The organism is Mucilaginibacter sp. SG538B (assembly GCF_013376065.1).
GTDB lineage: Bacteria > Bacteroidota > Bacteroidia > Sphingobacteriales > Sphingobacteriaceae > Mucilaginibacter > Mucilaginibacter rubeus.
This window is the reverse complement of record NZ_JABMJI010000002.1, coordinates 568,514-587,818: the sequence shown is the minus strand read 5'-3', so window position 1 is coordinate 587,818 and position 19,305 is coordinate 568,514. Positions and strand designations below refer to the sequence as shown.

At 44.2% G+C, this 19,305-nt stretch carries 13 protein-coding genes; 4 read left to right on the top strand and 9 right to left on the bottom strand.

All coding sequences use genetic code 11. The features are described 5' to 3' along the window. Positions 1–137: 137 nt before the first annotated feature. Positions 138–2,765 (top strand): cyanophycin synthetase, encoded by a 2,628-nt coding sequence (cphA, locus tag FHW88_RS11880; RefSeq protein ID WP_090531108.1) that lies wholly within the window; start codon positions 138–140, stop codon positions 2,763–2,765. 270 nt (positions 2,766–3,035) lie between these two features. Here cphA and FHW88_RS11875 read toward each other — a convergent pair whose 3' ends face one another. Continuing rightward, the gene (locus FHW88_RS11875) at positions 3,036–3,698 is read right to left on the bottom strand and encodes a DNA-3-methyladenine glycosylase family protein (RefSeq protein WP_176625612.1); all 663 of its coding nucleotides are present in this window, start codon (positions 3,696–3,698) and stop codon (positions 3,036–3,038) included. A gap of 266 nt (positions 3,699–3,964) precedes the next feature. Next, entirely contained in the window at positions 3,965–5,083 is a 1,119-nt protein-coding gene (locus FHW88_RS11870) for a DUF4407 domain-containing protein (RefSeq protein ID WP_176625610.1), read from the bottom strand. A gap of 116 nt (positions 5,084–5,199) precedes the next feature. On the opposite strand from FHW88_RS11870, the gene FHW88_RS11865 reads away from it, so the two are divergent. The 3 genes from FHW88_RS11865 to FHW88_RS11855 all read left to right on the top strand — a co-directional run bounded on the left by FHW88_RS11865 (position 5,200) and on the right by FHW88_RS11855 (position 6,887). Beyond that, positions 5,200–5,514 (top strand): rhodanese-like domain-containing protein, encoded by a 315-nt coding sequence (locus FHW88_RS11865; protein ID WP_090531100.1) that lies wholly within the window; start codon positions 5,200–5,202, stop codon positions 5,512–5,514. A gap of 2 nt (positions 5,515–5,516) precedes the next feature. Further along, positions 5,517–5,732 (top strand): DUF6358 family protein, encoded by a 216-nt coding sequence (locus FHW88_RS11860; RefSeq protein ID WP_176625608.1) that lies wholly within the window; start codon positions 5,517–5,519, stop codon positions 5,730–5,732. Between the two features lie 246 nt (positions 5,733–5,978). Continuing rightward, positions 5,979–6,887, top strand: a complete 909-nt coding sequence (locus FHW88_RS11855; RefSeq protein ID WP_176625606.1) for a prohibitin family protein — start codon at positions 5,979–5,981, stop codon at positions 6,885–6,887. 41 nt (positions 6,888–6,928) lie between these two features. Here FHW88_RS11855 and FHW88_RS11850 read toward each other — a convergent pair whose 3' ends face one another. The 7 genes from FHW88_RS11850 to FHW88_RS11820 all read right to left on the bottom strand — a co-directional run bounded on the left by FHW88_RS11850 (position 6,929) and on the right by FHW88_RS11820 (position 19,233). Beyond that, positions 6,929–7,486, bottom strand: a complete 558-nt coding sequence (locus tag FHW88_RS11850; protein ID WP_176625604.1) for a hypothetical protein — start codon at positions 7,484–7,486, stop codon at positions 6,929–6,931. Positions 7,487–7,570: 84 nt separating this feature from the next. Next, positions 7,571–8,206: a hypothetical protein gene (locus FHW88_RS11845; RefSeq protein ID WP_176625602.1), complete on the bottom strand. Its 636-nt coding sequence runs from the start codon at positions 8,204–8,206 to the stop codon at positions 7,571–7,573. Between the two features lie 292 nt (positions 8,207–8,498). Next, entirely contained in the window at positions 8,499–10,775 is a 2,277-nt protein-coding gene (locus FHW88_RS11840; RefSeq protein ID WP_090531085.1) for a GH92 family glycosyl hydrolase, read from the bottom strand. A gap of 336 nt (positions 10,776–11,111) precedes the next feature. Further along, positions 11,112–13,298, bottom strand: coding sequence for a hypothetical protein (locus tag FHW88_RS11835; protein ID WP_176625600.1), 2,187 nt, complete (start codon positions 13,296–13,298; stop codon positions 11,112–11,114). Between the two features lie 73 nt (positions 13,299–13,371). Next, positions 13,372–14,121 (bottom strand): DUF3823 domain-containing protein, encoded by a 750-nt coding sequence (locus FHW88_RS11830; RefSeq protein ID WP_176625598.1) that lies wholly within the window; start codon positions 14,119–14,121, stop codon positions 13,372–13,374. A 13-nt stretch (positions 14,122–14,134) separates the two neighbouring features. Continuing rightward, complete coding sequence (locus FHW88_RS11825; RefSeq protein ID WP_176625596.1) at positions 14,135–16,045, bottom strand: RagB/SusD family nutrient uptake outer membrane protein; 1,911 nt, start codon at positions 16,043–16,045, stop codon at positions 14,135–14,137. Positions 16,046–16,059: 14 nt separating this feature from the next. Beyond that, on the bottom strand, positions 16,060–19,233 hold the full coding sequence (locus FHW88_RS11820; protein WP_176625594.1) for a SusC/RagA family TonB-linked outer membrane protein: 3,174 nt from the start codon (positions 19,231–19,233) through the stop codon (positions 16,060–16,062). Positions 19,234–19,305: the final 72 nt, after the last annotated feature.

The window sequence follows — 19,305 nt, the reverse complement described above, 5'->3', positions numbered from 1 at the left end:
AAATTACGATAAAAACATGCACAAACACAGGAACTAATAATAAATAATGGCTTTTTGCCATCAAAAATTTTATTCCCGTGTTATGTTTTATAGTTTTAAGGGGAAATTAGACTGACAAAAAAATAGCATCCTACATAATGAAGATCGAGAATATCCAGGTACTACGCGGACCCAACATTTGGAGCATCAGACGCAAAAAATTAATACAAATGCGGCTTGATCTGCAGGAGATGGAGCACCGCCCCTCCAACGAAATAGATGGATTTTACGAACGGCTTGAAAAGCTGTTGCCATCGTTATACAGCCACCGCTGCTCGCCCGGTGTACCCGGCGGTTTTTTTCAGCGGGTGATTGCCGGCACCTGGATGGGACACGTTGTTGAGCACATTGCCTTAGAGATCCAGACCCTTGCAGGTATGGATACCGGCTTTGGCCGCACCCGCGAAACCAAAACAAAAGGAGTATACAACGTAGTATTTGCCTACCTGGAAGAAAAAGTTGGCGTTTTTGCAGCCGAATCGGCCGTGCGCATAACCGAAGCGCTGATAAAAGGTGAGGATTACAACCTGGATGCTGATATTCAGCAAATGCGCGAGATCAGGGAAAATACCCGCCTGGGGCCAAGTACCGGGTCAATTGTAGAAGAAGCGATCGCGAGGGATATCCCATGGATCAGGCTTAACAACCAATCATTGGTGCAATTAGGTTACGGCAAAAACCAGGTACGTTTCCGCGCTACCATGACCGAAAAAACCAGCAGTATTGCCGTTGATATTGCCAGCAACAAGGAAGAAACCAAACGACTTTTACAGGAGCAGGCCATCCCCGTTGCAAAAGGCGTAACTATTTCATCAGCATCGGCTGTGCCGGATGCTATCCGCAAAGTGGGCTTCCCGCTGGTGTTTAAACCGCTTGATGGCAACCACGGCCGTGGCATTTCTATCAACATAAAAACCGAAGAAGAAGCTATTGAGGCCTATGAGCACGCCGCCAAAATATCGCGCCGGGTAATTGTAGAGCGTTATGTTACGGGCTTCGACTTCAGGGTGTTGGTGATCGATAATAAAATGGTTGCTGCCGCCCTTCGTAAACCGGCCCATGTTACCGGTGATGGCAAGCTAAATATCCAGGAATTGATAGACCTGGAAAACGCCGACCCCCGCAGGGGCTATGGACATGAAAATGTGCTTACAGAGATAACAATAGATAGGGATACTCTTGATCTGCTGGCAAAAAATGACTACACGCTTGAAACCGTGCCCAAAAAAGATGAGGTGGTTTATGTAAAGTCAACTGCTAACCTAAGCACCGGCGGCACCTCTGTTGATGTTACCGACCATGTGCACCCCCAAAATATTTTTATTTGCGAACGTATCTCTAAAATCATTGGTTTGGATATTTGCGGCATCGACATCATGGCGCAAAACCTTACCGAGCCGCTTACTGATACAGGTGGAGTGATACTGGAAGTTAATGCCGCACCGGGCTTCAGGATGCATATTGCGCCGAGCGAAGGCCTGCCCCGCAACGTAGCCGGACATGTGATTGATATGCTTTACCCGGCCGGTAAATCGGCCCGCATCCCTATCATAGCTATTACCGGGACTAACGGTAAAACCACTACCACCCGTTTGATAGCACACATTGTTAAAAATAACGGTCACCGGGTAGGTTTCACCACCTCGGATGGGATTTACGTACAAAACAATATGATGCTGAAGGGCGATACAACCGGCCCGGTAAGCTCGGAGTTTATACTGAAAGACCCAACAGTTGATTTCGCGGTATTGGAAACAGCCCGCGGGGGTATCCTGCGCTCGGGCCTCGGTTTTGGCTTTTGCGATATAGGGGTAGTTACCAATATCCAGGAAGATCACCTTGGCTTATCGGACATTCATTCATTGGAAGACCTTTCACGCGTGAAAAGCGTAGTGCTTAACTCGGTTAAGAAGGATGGCTGGGGCGTTTTAAATGCCGATAACGAGTATTGCGTACGCATTGGCAAAAAGGCCGAATGTAATATCGCTTATTTCAGCCGGAACGAAAATAACCCAATCATTAAATCACATTGCAAAAAAGGGGGCATTGCCGCTATCTGTGAAAACGGGTTTATCACCATTTTAAAAGGCGACTGGAAGATCCGCGTACAGCGTACCATCCTGATCCCGCTTACGTTTGGCGGTACTGTGCCCTTTATGATCGAGAATGTGCTTGCCGCAACACTGGCTACGTTTTTATGGGGATTTAAAACAGAAGACATCAAGATCTCGCTCGAAACTTTTATTCCATCGGCCTCACAAACGCCTGGCCGCATGAATATTTTTGAGTTTAAAGATTTCCGTTTCATGATTGATTTTGCCCACAATCCGGATGGATACACTGGCATCAAGGAGTTTTTAAGACATATCGATTCGCCACTTAAAATTGGTATCATAGCCGGCACGGGAGACAGGAGGGATGACGATATCCGCGAACTGGGTAAAATATCGGCCGAAATGTTTGATTATATCATCCTGCGCCAGGAAAAACACCTGCGCGGCCGCACCGCCGAAAATATTATTGGTTTACTCAGGGGGGGAATTGAATCAGTTGATCCTAACAAGCAGGTTGAAGTAGTGCCTAAGGAAGTTGACGCTATTAAACACGCCATGAGCCTGGCCCGCCCCGGAACATTCATTACGGCCCTGAGCGATGTGGTTGATAATGCCATTGAAACCGTACAGGATTACCAGGAGCAGGAGAGGAATGGCCTATTTAATGTTTGACAGCCCCTAAAGGTGGCTGCCTTTGATAAGCATATTTTTAATGCGTTGGCTAAGCCAGCGCATTTTTTGTTTATATGCTTTTGCAGGTTCAAGTGTAATAACACCTACCATGGACAGCACCAACAGGGGTTAACAGGGTTAACACAATTCGAATGTTTAAGTGTAATAATCTGAATATCAATTATTTAATAAAATGAAAGGGTTGCGCGAAGGATCTGATAAAAATATTCGGCTTGTATTCGGTGTTATCACTTGAGCCTCCGAAGATCTTTATTTTTTAACGCCTTGCCTGGAGGGTTTGGGTAGTGCCGGTACTCTTTGGCTCAGATAATAATGCCACAAAATCATCGCGGCTACCGTACGGTATGGTTCCCATTGTTCGGTCACCGCTAACAACTCTTCTTTGGTAATATCTTTTGGCAGATTTTTTACCCGTTTAAGGGCATTCACTGCGGCCAGATCCCCGATAGGGAAAACATCGGTGTGCTGCAGTACAAACATCAGGTAAACATCAACCGTCCAGTTGCCAATGCCTTTGAGGGCGGTTAGTTTGGTACGGATAACATCATCCGGCATTTGTTCCATTTCGGCGAGGTTGATCTGCCCGCTTACAATGGCTTCTGCAAGGTATTTTATATAGATGGTTTTTTGGCGACTTACATAACATGCCCTAAATTCTTCATCGGTAAGCAGTAGTACCCGTGCAGGGGTAATTTGCTGTACCCGCTCGCGCAATTTATTTAAGGCCGATAATGCTGAAGCCAGCGATACCTGCTGTTCCAGTATAATATGAACCAGCGTTTCAAAGCTATTTGGGCGTGACCATAAATGCGGATAACCATGGTTTTTGATGATCAGGGCCAGCTCCGGATCGCCCGCGGCGAGCTTATCGCAAATAGTATGGAAGTTTGAATGTGAAAATTGCTCAAACATAGGTTGATATTATGTTTTGCAAGATGGGAGATTGTGTTGGCAATTGCAAATTATGGATATAGAACGTAGCCCTTAAGCTATCAAGTGACAGGATTTTAAAAATCCCCTCTCGAGAGGGGGCGCGGAGGAAAGAGCGATAGCAGGGGTGTGTTTCTGCGATTAGAATACCCAAACAGAAACACACCCCTCCACCCCTCTCAAGAGGGGAATCGCACAACTCCCATGCTTTTAGCTTATTAAATTATGCGTCTCTATAGGAAAGCATTTTACTCGTAACTATGCCGCTCAAAATCATAATCAGATTGCGAGGTAATGATCTTTTTTCGCCGCTCGATATCCGTATCCAGGTTGTGATCGTAAATATTATCGGTAACCGCTATATCACGTTCTTTATCACGTTCGGCAAGGTAGATATTGGCTTCGGCTGTTTTGGCGATAGCCGTATCATAAGGCCCTTTGGGCGACATCAGCTTTACAAATACCGGCAAACATTCAAACAAAATAAACAGGTAGCCGATAAACGAAATAGCGAGATACGTATCGAGGTCGCGCTTACCGTTTTCGGTGTAGGTGAGCTGGCCTAATGCCCAGTTACGGTCGGAGAAGCCGGCAATGCTGGCCAAACTGTCCAGCTGATGCTCGGTGAACAAGCGCGTACTGTTTAAGCCTTCATAATCTTTCCGGGCGCTCAGGTACTGGTCCATCTGCCCTAAATTATCAGTAACGGATTTAAGCCGGGCTTCCTTTTCTTCCAGTATGGCCTGCTTTTGCTTGGCATAAGTGCCATAACCGGTAATGCCCGATGTTTGGTTGGTTTTATCACCGAAAACTTCCTGGTTAAGCTGGTAACGTGAGCGGTTGATATCCCGCTCCAATGAATCTTTTTCCTTTTTCAAATCGGTGTTTTTACCCAGTTCCATGGCATACTTCTGCATGTAGGTTTTTTCGAGGGTATCAATTTTACTGCGTTGCCCTTTTAAATAGGCAGTTTTTAGTTTCTGGCGAATTTCTTTATCAAAGATCTTGAGTTCAAGCGGGCGCGAGATTACGATACCGATCATAATGGCCAGCAAAATACGGGGCGATGCCTGCAGGATCTGCTGGTTGGTTGTGCCTTCTTTGTTGATACTGGATACAATGTAGCGGTCCATGTTAAAAATGGCCGTTCCCCATAGTAAACCGAATAGTATAGCAAAACCTACAGCAAAGGCATCGCCATTAAAAACAAAGTACATGGCATAACCGCCGGATAATGCGGCGAACAGTGCCGTAAAAAATATGGTAGCCCCAATACCAACATACTTATTATGCTCAATGGGGTACTTTTTTAGGGTATCGATATGTGCTCCTGAACAGAACCAGAAAAAGCGTGTAACTTTTTTCATTAAGTAATTATTGTGTAAACATATATGAAACGCTTATATACTTTGATTGTTACAAATAACAAGCCTAAATATTTGATTAAGAAAAAAACTACCTTTGAATTATAATTACATTTAACATGAACGAGATAACCGTACAGGAACTAAAAGAGAAAATTGACAAAGGCGAAGACTTTCAACTGATTGATGTTAGGGAAGATTTCGAATACGAAACTTCAAACCTTGGCGGGCAGCTTATACCGCTTGGCGGAGTGCTGATAGAATCGGAAAAGATAAGTAAAGACAAGCCGGTAGTAGTAATGTGCCGCAGCGGTAAACGCAGCGCGGCTGCTATTATGCAACTGGAGCAGCAGGGTTTCACCAATCTGTCAAATTTGAGGGGCGGGATCCTCGCATGGCAGGCCGAAATTGACCCTGAATTAAACGTATACTAATAATGGGCTTTAAACTGGTGCTCAATGTGCTTTACACCATGGGTGTAGCTTTGTGCTTTATTGTAGCTTATAAAATGTTTACCGAAAAAAACTACCTGATCATGGCCGGTGCCATGGTTGTTGGCGTAGTTGTGATTTTCATGAAGCTGAGGCTTTTGAAACAGGTTAAAGAGACCCAGCAAGCCCCGCAAAATAAAAAAGGCAAAGGGACTAAGTAACCCGATATTAATTAGGTTCCAGACTTACGAAGTTTTCAAAACTTCGTAAGTCTTCTCTACTTCTAATGGCGCAAGTTTTGTGTAAAGGGAACAAGCGCCGGCTAACTTGTGTCGTTATGCTAAGTCGGCAAAAAAAATACCCCCCTTTCGCATCCATCTAATTCCCGGCAATAACAGCCTTAATTCCCTAAAAAACATTCTTTTATAATAAGCTTGTAGCATGCAAAAAAAGCTTAACTTCATTGCATGTTTATAGCAGTATTAGGAGTGATTGTACTCATTGTGGGTATAGTGCTCAAACGTTCGCCCGAACCGGCCGGCCGCTTTAGCGGCGTGGTAACCGCGGTGGGTATCGCCATGGTTGTACTTGGTCTGTTACTCAATATTTTTAAAGTTATTGAACCTGGTAAAGTGGGGGTTCAAACCCTTTTTGGCAAGGTGCAGGACCAGGTGCTTGAAAGTGGTTTACACATTATAAACCCTGTTGTAGAGATCACAACTTTCGATGTGCAGACCCAAACCTATACCATGAGTGCGGTTAATAATGAAGGCCAAAAGGAAGGCGATGATGCTATCCGCGTGCTTTCATCAGATGGATTGGAGGTTACCATTGATCTTTCTGTGCTATACAAAGTAAAGCCCGACAAAGCCCCTTACATTATGCAGAACATCGGCGAAAACTATGTGGATAAGATCGTTCGCCCGGTTTCGCGCACGGCCATCCGCGATAACGCGGTTGCTTATGCTGCCGTCGACCTGTATTCGACCAAACGACAGGAGTTTCAGGATAAAATAAACCGTTACATTACCGCCAGTTTTGAAAAACGCGGACTTGAACTGCAGCAGATCCTGGTGCGCAACATCACCCTGCCTGCCTCGGTACGGGCCAGCATTGAATCAAAGATCAACGCCGAGCAGGATGCCCAGAAGATGGAGTTCGTACTGCAAAAGGAACGCCAGGAAGCCGAACGTAAGCGGGTGGAAGCGCAGGGTATTGCCGATTATCAGCGTATCCTTTCAACCGGGTTATCGGATAAGCAACTGCAATACGAAGCCATAAAAGCACAAAAGGAAATAGCGCTTTCGCCCAATGCCAAGGTGATTATTATTGGCGGCGGAAAGGGAGGCAACCCGATAATGATCAGCGATAAATAGTGCGTGATTAATGTACCTTGTTTCGGGCGGGCATAAATGGATTAGTCCGCCCTGTAGGCTTTCAATACTTTCCTTTCCCTGCCTTCCCCGGGCCAAAGGGTAATCTTATAGTGATCGGTACCTTCGTCCTCATCGGGATTTACGTTTTTTACAGCATACGAATAAATGCGTATGCGATATCTTGCCGGGGTAACAATGGCTTTTAAGATAATTTTAGTATCCGGAAAATTCAGGACCTCCATAATGCCCGAACTTAGTTTTACGCTGCCCTCAACAACATGGTCGTATTTGCTGAAATCTTTTTCGGGATCTGCAGTGTTGAGTACATTAAGTTCGGCCCGTACGTGGCCATAGCTGGCTATTTTTATGCCGATGATATCTTCGGTAGTCCCTAAGCGCGCATTTTGGGCGTCGGTGTTCCAAAAGGTAGTATCACCGGTGGTACCGGTAAAGGCCGAATCGCAGAGGTAAAATTGGTTATGGGTAGTGAAAAAATCGAGGTTGTATTTGCCGGAGGGGTGTAGGGAAAAAGCTAATATCGCAGGCAGCGCCAAAAGACATACGAGTAAGACCGAAACGTTTGTTTTTTGGCTTTTCATTGATAAGGCAAGTTACAAAAAAGATAAAAGTAAATTACCAATTAAACGTAAACAACCCCGAATATCTGCTTAAAAACCATATTCTTATTGCTTTTGCCTGGCTTTATTCACAACCTCTTTAAAATCGGCATAATAAGAATCTATTGTTTCTTTCTTGATACCTGGCCAAAGGCTTTTATCAACGCTTAACCTATCTATGTCTTCGTCTTTTACCTTATCATGTGCTGTTAAAACGTTGATCCATCGCTGATCATATAACTCGTCATTTGCAGTTACATAAGCTACAACCTGGGGAACAACCTTTTCTAAGGTATCCAGATGCTCAAAGGCATATTGGTTTATCGACATCCCGATTGGGCCGTTCCAGTTGGCTGCCGATACCGTTTTATCTACACTGCGGTTTACATCGTATCTTGATCTTAATTGCGCTACATAAAACCAAAAACAGGCATCGCTATATTTTTCCTGCCCAAATAAAACCATAGCCATAGTAAATAATACCGGAGGGATATGTTTATTGGCGTTGGCCTGCACAGAGGCAATAAGTTTATTTTGAGTTTTGTTGGCGCTGGGATCATAAAATGCCATCATCACCTTCCCGTCTTCATCATTCAATATGATCTGTTCGGCCTTTGATTGTCCCGCCTTTAAAGCCGCAAAATCCTGCGCTTTAACAATACAGGTAGTTGTGATAAGTACGAAAAGTAAAAGATATTTCATGGTTTAGCGTTGATTGCTAAATGTAGGTAAAACAAAACTTTTAGATGGCATATCTAAAACAAAAAACGCATAACCCGCATCTCCCATCATGCATGTTTGATCTGCATAGCGGGAGACGGCATGTGATGCGTCTCTGCAAAAAATAAAAAAAGGACGGGAATGTGCGATTCCCCTCTTGAGAGGGGCGGAGGGGTGTGTTTCTGCTTTGATAATCAAATCGCACAAACACACCCCTGCTCTCGCTCATTCCCGCCGCGCTCCCTCTCAAGAGGGAATTTTTAAGGAGGGGTGTTTATTTCTCGTTACTCATTGAATAAGGCACATCGGCATCTTTGGTACCGCGGTCTTTATTCGGAGTGGCCTGCATATCAAAATCAAGTACTGCACCATTTAGTAAACCTTTATGGCTTAACCAGTTATTAGTGTATGGTTTGCCATCAACTGTAAGTGTGTTTACATACTTGTTATCTGCGCTGTTTTTTGGCGCGTTGATGGTGATGGTTTTGCCATTCTCTAAATTAACAGTTACTTTTTTAAACAGCGGGGCACCTAAAACATACTGGTCGCTGGCCGGGGTTACCGGGTAAAAGCCCATTGCTGAGAAGATATACCATGCAGATGTTTGACCGTTATCCTCGTCGCCGCAGTAACCATCAGGAGTTGCCCGGTAAAGCCTGTTCATTGCTTCACGAACCCAGTACTGGGTTTTCCATGGTTGATTTGCGTGATTGTAAAGATAGATCATGTGCTGGATAGGCTGGTTACCATGAGCGTATTGGCCCATACCTGCAATCTGCATTTCGCGGATCTCGTGGATCACACCACCATAGTAGCTGTCATCAAATACCGGCGGCATTTCAAATACGGAATCCAGTTTGGCTGCAAATTGCTGCTTGCCGCCCATCAGGTTTATTAAACCCTGAATATCATGGAACACGCCCCAGCTATAGTGCCAGCTGTTACCTTCGGTAAAGGCATCGCCCCATTTAAACGGATTGAATGGTGTTTCAAAAGTGCCATCCTGATTTTTACCGCGCATCAGTTTAGTTTGCGGATCAAAAATATTACGGTAGTTCTGGCTGCGTTTTTTGTAGATCTCTATTTCCTTTTTAGGTTTGCCCAAAGCCTTACCCAACTGGTAAATAGCAAAATCGTCATAAGCATACTCTAACGTACGTGCTGCGTTTTCGTTGATCTTTACGTTGTATGGCACATAGCCTAAAGTGTTATAATACTGCACACCCCGGCGACCGGTAGCATTCGGGCCTTCATTATTAGCACCGTGTTTAAGAGCTTGATACAAAGTTTCGATATCATAACCACGCAAACCTTTCAGATAAGCTTCAGAAACTACCGACGCAGAGTTATTACCGATCATACAATCAGCGTAGCCCGGGCTCGACCACTCTGGCAGCCAGCCACCTTCTTTGTAATCATTGATGAGGCCTTCCTGCATTTCTTTGTTGATAGATGGGTAAACCAAATTCAGGAAAGGATACAATGCCCTGAAGGTATCCCAGAAACCTGTACCGGCAAAAAGGTATCCCGGTGCAACTTTACCGTTGAAAGGGCTGTAATGTACATTTTGCCCATTGGCATCAACCTCATACATCTTGTTTGGGAAAAACAGCATACGGTAAAGGCTGCTGTAAAAAGTACGGGTTTGGTCAATAGTACCACCTTCAACATTTAAACGACTTAACGTTTTGTTCCAGGTATCTTTTGCTTTTTGGCAGGTAGCAGCAAAATCATCGTTGCCCAACTCGCGTTTCAGGTTAAGTTCGGCCTGCTCAATGCTGATGAATGATGAGGCTACTTTAAGATGAACTTTTTCACCTTTAGCGGTTTTCAGTGTGATCACCGCACCAGCATGATCGCCGGTGTATTCCAGTTGCCCGGCATCCTGTTTCCAATCGTGCCATGCAGAGGCCAGCGCGAATGGTTTATCTACATAAATAACAAAATAGTTTTTGAAGTTGGCAGGTACAGCGCCGCTATTTTTAGTGCTGTAGCCAATAATCTTTTGCTCGCCGGGCATGATCTTTACGTATGAGCCTTTGTCAAAAGCGTCGATCACGATATGAGAGTTGTCACTTTTAGGGAAAGTGAATTGGAAGCTGGCAGCGCGTTCGGTTGGCGTTATTTCAGTTGTTACGTCATAGTCGGCCAGGTAAACGCTGTAATAGTATGGTTTCGCTGTTTCAGCTTTATGCGAGAACCAGCTGGCGCGATCTTTTTCATCCAGTTTTAACTTACCTGTTTCGGGGAACACAGAAAACATACCATAATCATTCATCCAGGGCGATGGCTGATGGGTTTGTTTAAAACCGAGGATCTTATCGGCATCATAAGTGTACTGCCACCCATCGCCCATTTTACCGGTTTGCGGAGTCCAGAAGTTCATACCCCATGGCAGGGCTACTGCCGGGTAAGTATTACCGTTGGATAACGACGGCTTTGATTGTGTACCCATAAGCGGGTTGATGAGATCGACAGGTGACGGCACCTTTTCTTGTGCCGAAAGTGCTGCCGGTAAAAAGGCAAACGCCAGGAGAAGTAATTTTTTCATTTATTATTGGGGGACTTTATTTTCAAATCAATACAGTATTATCGGTACTCAAAGAAATTTAAAACGGGGATTGCGCGATTCCCTCCCTCTGGAGGGTGTAGGGAGGGGTTAATCACCATGCATATTCATTAGCAAAGCCTACAAACCCCTCCCCGCCACAACACTTTCCACCGCACCCCTCCCAAGTGAGGGAATTAAAAAATCTTCCGAATAGCCGTTATCAATACAAGGACAAATTTTTTGAGCGAATTACGGAATCTCTTTTCAAAAAAACTTCCGCACGTGAAATTTCGCGTACGGAAGCATAAATCAACTCTCTCTCAAAAAAGACTCTTTTTACCATTTAATGCTCACCTTAATACCATCGGGACTGTTGGCAAAGCCCAGGTACAGGGTTTTTGATGATTTATCCCACGAGGATTTTACATCAGCAATGGTTTTTCCTGTATTATCGGTAACTACTGTTTCTTTCGGTTGCGCCGGCAATAAGATCCGGGCGCTGTTTAATGTATTAATCGGGCTTTTGGCTACAAAACTGTAGCTGTTTTCTGTTATAACTTCATTATAAACCCTTGAGGCCGAAGCCAATACTTTTGGTTGCTTTTTATCTTCAACACGTTTAACTACGTATAACAAGGCCTGCTCATTAGGATTAATGATTTTTTTATCCAACACAGGTAACTGCGGATCAAAAAGGTCGATAACGGGGCCTTTAACAGTGTATGATTTGCTGTCAGTGTTTTCGTCCATTACCGAAATAATATCATACGGGCCGCGCTCCAGGTACATGCTATTTTTAAATTTTAGCTTACCACCATCGGCATCTTTTTCATAAGCATGTTTTACAGTTTTGATGAAATTATCATCATTATTAGCCTGCATTACATACTCTTTGGGGTTTTGCCTCAACACATAAACCGTACCTTTGCCAACAGCAAAACGCTGATCATTCCCGGTTGGGTTTATACCCAGCAGTTTAAACAGGTGCTGTGATGGCGCTTTAAAATTATTGCCTTTGGTATCCCACCATTCCATTACCGATTGATAGGGATCATCATCGCGACCGGTGTAGATCAGTACACCGCCATTTTTAATCCATTCGGCCAAATGCTCATGAACTTCTGCTGATACCGGTTTCATGTTGGAGTAGCTCATCACCAAAACTTTGATATCCTTAAGCGATGCCGCATAACCCAGGTTTTCCATGTGTACGGTTTGTACCGGAACGCCGCGCTTTACCAGTGGCAGCGTTTGACCATAGAAGTTAGAGAACTGCGGATCTTCAAAGCCGTTATGTGTTGGGAAACGCTGGAACATTAGTGTGTTGCTCATCAGCACGCCGATTCCATTAACACCAGATACTTTGTTGGTTGAAACAGGCATATCATTCAGCGCATTCACCATGATCTGCATCTGGGTGGAGTAAAATTGCGGGATCAGCGTTTTTTCATTAGTGCCCAATACCGGGTATGGATGCGTGTAGATACGTTCTGGCCATGGCATTACCTCGTAATCGGCAACCATCGGGTACAACAGCTTGGCGGTAAAAGTAGCCTGGTAGTTGCGTTTGTAATCGCTCCAGTCATGCACACGGTCTTCAATCGGGTCGGTCAGGAAAAACACCTTACGACCTGTCGGCGCTGTCATGGATACTACCGAACCATATTCCAAAAACGCGTTCTCAAATACACGCTCCTTTTCTAAGCCATTAAAGTAAGTAGGCTCGCGTGAGGTACCCGTCCAAACCTGGGCGATGTAACCATCAATACCCGGTAGTGATGCCAGACTTGCCTCCGGACTAACGATTTGCCATGACGAATAATTTACCAAGGAGTGTGTAGCAATAAACACCTTAATGTTCATCCCTTTGCTTTTGCCATACTCCTTGGCGTATGATGATACCTGTTTGATGGTTTCATAGTACAGGTTATATTTTAGCTTGTTGGATAAGTAAGTATTTTCAGGAGATGCATCCTGTGGTTTCCATGGGAAGCCGTAATATTTTTGCCATTGGTTTTTAAAGCCGGCGCTATAACCTGCGCGGGCCCAAAACTCAGGTTCTTCTAAAAAAATGTTGGTGATCCCTACGTCTATTACCCGTTTGACGACGGCAGTTTTCATGTATTCGATAAACGAATCATCGGGCACAACATAAGGCATATCCTTCCCGTGGAAAATTGTATCGCCTCTTTGCGTTACCTGCCCTACGCCAAGGTGGTTTTTACCATCCCATTTACCCAAAAAGTAATCTTTGTAGTCGCCCCAGGCAATACCGGTCATGAAATTTACGTCATAGCCACGGTCGCGCCATGATTTAACGCGTTGCTCAAAGGTCATATTAGGATGATCATTAGTGCCGTAAACAATGGCAATATCTGATCGCACATCAATTTCGGGCCTCCAGGGACTGCTGGTTTGGAAAGCCGTTTTCTCTTTCAGGGAAGCCGGTTTGGGGTTAGCATCCTGCGCATAGGCGCCGGCAGCGAGGGCAAGTCCGCAACAAAAAAGCAGCGTATTCTTCATAGTTATATTTTATAAAACTGTGTTGGAAGGAACCACTCCTACGGCCCCTCCCTCACACAGGTATTATTTGTTTTTACGGAACCTTTACCTCTTTAACGTCGGTATAGTTATAATAATTAAGACCATAGGAAACCCTTGCACCTACGCGGATAAAATAGCTCCTTTTACCCGGCAATGCGCCACCAAGCGTGGTAAGACTAAGAGTTTTACCAACCGAGTTATTTGCATCATTACCGCTCAGCTTAGGTGTGTAGCGGTTATCGTAGTTATTATTGCCTACGTAGTTGTTTGAATTAACAAATACAGCCACATCGCTCACGTTTTGCTGAAAATTAGGATCGGCAGTACCCCGGGTAACTTTAAAGCTGGTAGTTATGGTGCCATCAGCATTCAAAACCGGATCACCAACCCACTCTATCCGTAAAAATGGCTCAACCGAAAAATTTACGGTAGTTACGTCTTTTACGTCAACTGTCTGACTTTTATCAACAATGGTTTTGCCGGCATCGTCAACCTGTACCAATGGTACAAAAGCGCCCTCTGCCGAAATTACGTTTTTGCCTGCAAACAGTTTGGTGTTTTGGTAAGTACCATCCTGGAATGATGATATATAAAACGGAGTAGGGTTTGAGCTCCAGCTTATCTCCAATAATTTGATGCGAGTGCCTGAACCTTGTTCTGTTTGCAGGCTTTTGCCTGTACCTGCATCCGTTACGGTGCCTTTTAAGGTAACATTGGGAGCGGCATAATTATCAACTTTTTTGCATGAGCTGCCTGCGGCAACCAATACACTTAATGCTATGCTATAAAATAGTTTTTTCATCTCTCTCTTAAAATTAATAACCCGGATTTTGAATTAAATTCTGGCTTTTCTGGATCTCGTCCTGCGGGATCTGCTCGTAGTACCAGCGCACATCAAAAGTGTATCTTGAATTACGCTCGTCTAAACGGGCATCAAAGAAATACTTACCATCATTGGCCGAATAGAAAGGCATCAGCGTGCGGTAAATGGTACTGTTTTGTTCTTTATCAGCAACCCTCCAGCGGCGCATATCCCAGTATTGTTTGTTTTCAAAACCAAGCTCTTTTTTGCGCTCTTTACGTACCACGTTAATGGTTAGGTCGGTGGTACCGGTTAACAGGTCGGCACCAGCACGCTCACGGATCTGGTTGATCTGCGTAAAGGCATCCTGTAAATAGCTTTTATCCGACTGGCCTAACGAGTTCAGCTCTACGGCAGCTTCGGCACGGTTAAGTAATACCTCAGCATAACGCAATTCTATCCAGGTTTGATCAGAACGGTTTTCCAATACTTCAGATGTAGGTTTATCCGGTACGATATATTTACGGATGGAGAAGCCAGAAACAGAGTTGGTTCCATCGCCTGTAAAGTAACCGCTTAAACCGGCAGGGTTCATAGTTGTGCCATTGGGTAATTTATATGGCGTTTGGCTTGCGTTTGCTGATTGAACAATGTTATCAGTAGGATAATGAGCAGTTGAACCTGCAGGCAACAGCGGATTGATACCACCTGCCGAAGAGCCTGTATAAATCCCCCTACGGATTTCGATGCTTACACCTTTCATTACATCGCCCGGCAAAACTACGGTTGCCCTTAACCTTGGCTCGGCATTGGCAAATATATCCATAGTGTTGGTGTACAAATCGTATTTACCACCGGTTGTAGTTTTGATGGTACCATCTGCATTTTTAGGAAAGCCGTCAAACAGCTCCACAAAATCCAGTGTCGGGTTAACTTCAGACGAGTAACCGTTAGCGCCCATTAACTGGCGTGGCACATTATAAGCATCATATCCATGTACCGATTCAGGGTAGTGATACTGGCGTACAAATATGTTTTCAGGGCTTGATGCATCAAAAAACATATTCACGTAGTTTAGGTACTGCGCGTTTTTATCGCCCGCAGCCCATGCTTTTTTGTACAAGCTGTATTTGCCGTCAAGCAGTGCCGCGGCATCATAAGCTGCTTTAAAATAAGTAACCGCCTTTGCAACCGGGATACCACAAAGCCTGTTGCCGCTGCCATCAACCAATGAAATCTGGTTATATTTAGCTACTGTACCGGCGTAAAGCATTGCCCTTGATTTGAAACCGGCAGCCACATACTTATTGGCCCGGCCAACCTGATTAGTTTCAGGAAGATTAGCGTAAGCATAATCCAGGTCGGTGCCAATAAAATCATAGATCTTTTCTTCAGAATTACGTGGTATTTTTAACTCCTCGATGCTTTGCTCCGGGTATTTAAGCACCTTATCAACCAACGGAACGCCGCCGTAGCGTTTAACTAAAGCAAAATAGGTAGCAGCACGAATAAAGCGGGCTTCACCTAACCAGTTGTTTACCTGATCGTTGGTGAAGTTGCCGGCGTATTTGCCAATGTTCTCGGAAAAATAGTTAGCATCGCGAATGGTGCGGTAACAATCGCTCCAGGTTGACAACCCGGTATTTTCCTGCATTGAACCATTCTGGTCGCGGCTAAGTGCTTCGCCAGTGGTAGCGCTTGTTGGGCTGATAATCCAAAACATGTTTAAGCCACGTTCAGGTGAATATCTAAAATCCTCGATAGGGAGCTCGCTGTACATGCGGGCCATATAGGCAGTTACCCCGGCCGCGCTTGAAAATACATCCTGATCGCTAATGATACTTGGAGGCAGGGTGTCAAGCTTTTTACAGGCTGTTGTCCAGCAAAGTAAAAAAGTGAGTATGATATATGGGAACTTTTTCATGATCTGATGCTTAATTAAAATTTAACATTTAAGCCAAGTGAGAATATTTTATCCAACGGATACAGGTAACCGTAATTTGCGGATGGGTGTTCGGGATCGAGATATTTGAGGCCGGTAACGGTAAGGATGTTGTAACCGTTGGCAAAAATCCTTGCACCCTTTATTCCGAGCACTTTTGCTGCACTTTGCGGGATTGTATAACCTATCTCGGCTGATTTAAGCCTTACATAAGCAGCACTGTGGATGTTTGATAGCGAGTTTGTATTGGCAGTTGTACCTGTAAGAGCAAATGTACCTGGTGTCCATACCGTATTAGGGTTATATGGGTCGGCTTTAGGATCAGTTGGGTGGTACCTGTCCATAAACATGGCCAATGCACTTCCGCCACCCCATAACGGGATATTTAACTGCTCAATGTATGATACGTTAATACCAGCAGCGCCTTGTAGTACCGCGTTAACATCAAAGCCTTTGTATGATGCGCCCAACGTTAAGCCAAAAGTTGTAGCCGGCGTACTGTAGTTGTTATTGCTCACGTTTTGAGCTATAGGGTGTACGTCCTGATCGTTAATTACACCATCACCGTTCCAATCCTGCAAAATGTAATCACCAACCACGGCGTTACGGGATACAAATTGAGGGCTATTCAAGATCTGCTGATAGTTTTGGAACTGTCCATCCGCACCATAACCCCAAAAAATATTGTTGTAGCGGTTGTCATTATTGTTATGCCAGTTTAGCTGTGAGTTACCATAAGCTCCATGAATTTTGCTTACCCATTTGCTGCGTGTATAACCGAATGTACCTTTAACCATATAATTTACATTGCCTATATGATTACGGTGGTTTAATTCGATATCAAAACCCTGAGTTTGATCACTATTTAAATTTTCCTGCGGCAGGCCAGCACCTACAACGCCTGGCAACGCCTCAATCCGGGTATCAAGCAAACCGCTCCTGTCGCGTCTGAAAACATCTACGGTTAATCCCAATAAACCATTCCAGGCCTGTAAATCAACACCGGCGTTATAAGTTTTGGCAACCAGCCAAAATATGTAAGGGTTATTAATACCCCTGCTTTGTGCAGCGTTAATGAACGTGCCATCAAACACCGATCCCGGTGGCAGTCTATTATTGTCGCCGGAAGCAGGATAATTGTAACCAGCCAGATAATTGAAATTATCAAGATTTGAGTCATCACCCAATTTGGCATATGATAACCTGATCTTCAGATCATCAACAAATGAAAGAGCTGAGGAGTTTTTCCAGAATTTTTCCTGCGATACTCTCCAGCCTAATGATGCTCCAGGGAAAAAGCCCCATCTTTTTAATGGCGAGTTTTTTGAGTTGGCATCATTCCTAAAACTAAATTCGGCCAGGTATTTGCCGTTATAATCATAATTTAATCTGCCAACATATGATTTTGAAATAAACTCAGATGGCAAGCCGTCATCGATAGATGCCTTTTGGTTAAGTGAGTTTCCGGCCCCAAGCTGATCAACCGGTAATGACAACTCTTTCATAGCGTTAAAGTTATCAACCCCCTGTGACCTTTCTTCATACAGGAATAAGCCTGTTAAAGTGTGTCCACCTTTTAATGCCTTGTTATAATTTAGCGACAACTGCATTAAGCTATTAGGCTTTTCATAAAACTGCCTGGTAATTGAGCCTGGGGTTTGATTGGCTATAGGAGAATAGGTGTCTTTATTTGCATCATAAGTGTACTGGTTGTATGAACGCTGATACAGCTTGTTGTTTGACATGTAATAATCATAATTATACAAGCCTTTTACACTTAAGCCCGGCACAAAAGGCACGGTATAGGTTGCCGACATTGATGATTGAAACCATTTATTCGCAATCTTTTTATAACCGCTGATGCCTGCATCTGATAAAGCGACAGGGTTTGAACCATCAACCTCGCCATTATTTAAATACGACGGGTTATTATTGGCATAAACAGTTTGGGTTGGTACCTGGCGCCAAAATGAACGGATAATCCACCATGCATCATTATAAAGCTGATTTGTTTGCTCGATAGTTGCAGCCAGGTTCAGATCAACAGTAAGGTCTTTGGTTACTTTAGAACTGATGTTTGAGCGTACATTGTATTTTTTGTAGTTCAAATCATTGCTTTTGAAAAAGCCGTTCTGATCGGTAGTACCCAAACTCAAAAAGTAGTTAGTGTTTTCACTGCCTCCCGACGCGTTCAGGTTATGCTGCTGTTGCGGCGAACTGTTGGCAAAAACCTGCGAATACCAATCGGTGCTTTTTCTTGAACCATTTCTGAAAGCTTCAAAATCGGCGTCTGTGTATTTTACCTGTCCTCCATTAACATTGTGCAATAATTGCTCGTTTACCAATGTCATGTAATCAATAGCACCAACCGGTTTTGGCATATAAGCCGGAACCTGCCACCCATACGAACCCGAATAATTGAGATCGATAGCACCTTTTTTACCTTTTTTTGTGGTAACCAATACAACACCGTTAGCAGCACGAATCCCGTAAACAGCAGCCGAAGCGTCTTTCAATACCGAAACACTTTCGATATCGTTAGGATCGAGCCTTGAAATATTATCGCGAGGAACACCGTCGATAATCACTAATGGGTTACCGAAACCACGGATATCAAATGAGTTGCTGAATGAACCCGGCTCAGAAGTATTTTGAGTGATTCGCACACCGGCTATTTTACCGGCAAGCATATTGAGCGCGTTCTCGTTTTTGGTGGTCACAATCTCAGAGTTGGTAACCGAAGCCACCGAACCTGTCACCGATGCTTTTTTCTGCGTACCGTAACCTACTACAACCACCTCGTTGATGTTGGTGGCATTTGGCAATAATTTAACAGTTACACTTTTTTGAGAACCCACAGCAACTTCTTGCTGTATATAACCCAAAAAGCTAAACACTAAAGTTTGGCTTGGTTCGGCATTGATGCTGAACTGACCATCTATATTAGTAGTAGTTCCATTGGGCGTACCTTTAAGCTTAACGCTAACGCCAAGCAGGGGCTGCCCATGCTCGTCATTTACTACACCGGTTATTTTGCTGCCCTGAGCAAAAGCCGAAGTACACATGGCTAAAAATAAAAGGGCGGTTATGCAGCATTGAAGCATCCCTTTAATTTTAGCACGATAACGGATGCGATGGCATCCATCATAATTGGTAAAATTTTCGTACATAAATAATTGGTTAATGGGTTTATAACTCTTGCCAAAAAGGGAAGCAAAAACCATTAAACAGGGATGGTTAAA

Bases quoted from the DNA above. Each gene is read 5' to 3' on its own strand.
- FHW88_RS11835 (WP_176625600.1), bottom strand. From the start codon at position 13,298: ATGAAGAATACGCTGCTTTTTTGTTGCGGACTTGCCCTCGCTGCCGGC.
- FHW88_RS11850 (WP_176625604.1), bottom strand. From the start codon at position 7,486: ATGAAAAGCCAAAAAACAAACGTTTCGGTCTTACTCGTATGTCTTTTG.
- FHW88_RS11825 (WP_176625596.1), bottom strand. From the start codon at position 16,045: ATGAAAAAGTTCCCATATATCATACTCACTTTTTTACTTTGCTGGACA.
- FHW88_RS11845 (WP_176625602.1), bottom strand. From the start codon at position 8,206: ATGAAATATCTTTTACTTTTCGTACTTATCACAACTACCTGTATTGTT.
- FHW88_RS11820 (WP_176625594.1), bottom strand. From the start codon at position 19,233: ATGTACGAAAATTTTACCAATTATGATGGATGCCATCGCATCCGTTAT.
- cphA (WP_090531108.1), top strand. From the start codon at position 138: ATGAAGATCGAGAATATCCAGGTACTACGCGGACCCAACATTTGGAGC.
- FHW88_RS11865 (WP_090531100.1), top strand. From the start codon at position 5,200: ATGAACGAGATAACCGTACAGGAACTAAAAGAGAAAATTGACAAAGGC.
- FHW88_RS11830 (WP_176625598.1), bottom strand. From the start codon at position 14,121: ATGAAAAAACTATTTTATAGCATAGCATTAAGTGTATTGGTTGCCGCA.
- FHW88_RS11840 (WP_090531085.1), bottom strand. From the start codon at position 10,775: ATGAAAAAATTACTTCTCCTGGCGTTTGCCTTTTTACCGGCAGCACTT.
- FHW88_RS11870 (WP_176625610.1), bottom strand. From the start codon at position 5,083: ATGAAAAAAGTTACACGCTTTTTCTGGTTCTGTTCAGGAGCACATATC.
- FHW88_RS11860 (WP_176625608.1), top strand. From the start codon at position 5,517: ATGGGCTTTAAACTGGTGCTCAATGTGCTTTACACCATGGGTGTAGCT.
- FHW88_RS11855 (WP_176625606.1), top strand. From the start codon at position 5,979: ATGTTTATAGCAGTATTAGGAGTGATTGTACTCATTGTGGGTATAGTG.
- FHW88_RS11875 (WP_176625612.1), bottom strand. From the start codon at position 3,698: ATGTTTGAGCAATTTTCACATTCAAACTTCCATACTATTTGCGATAAG.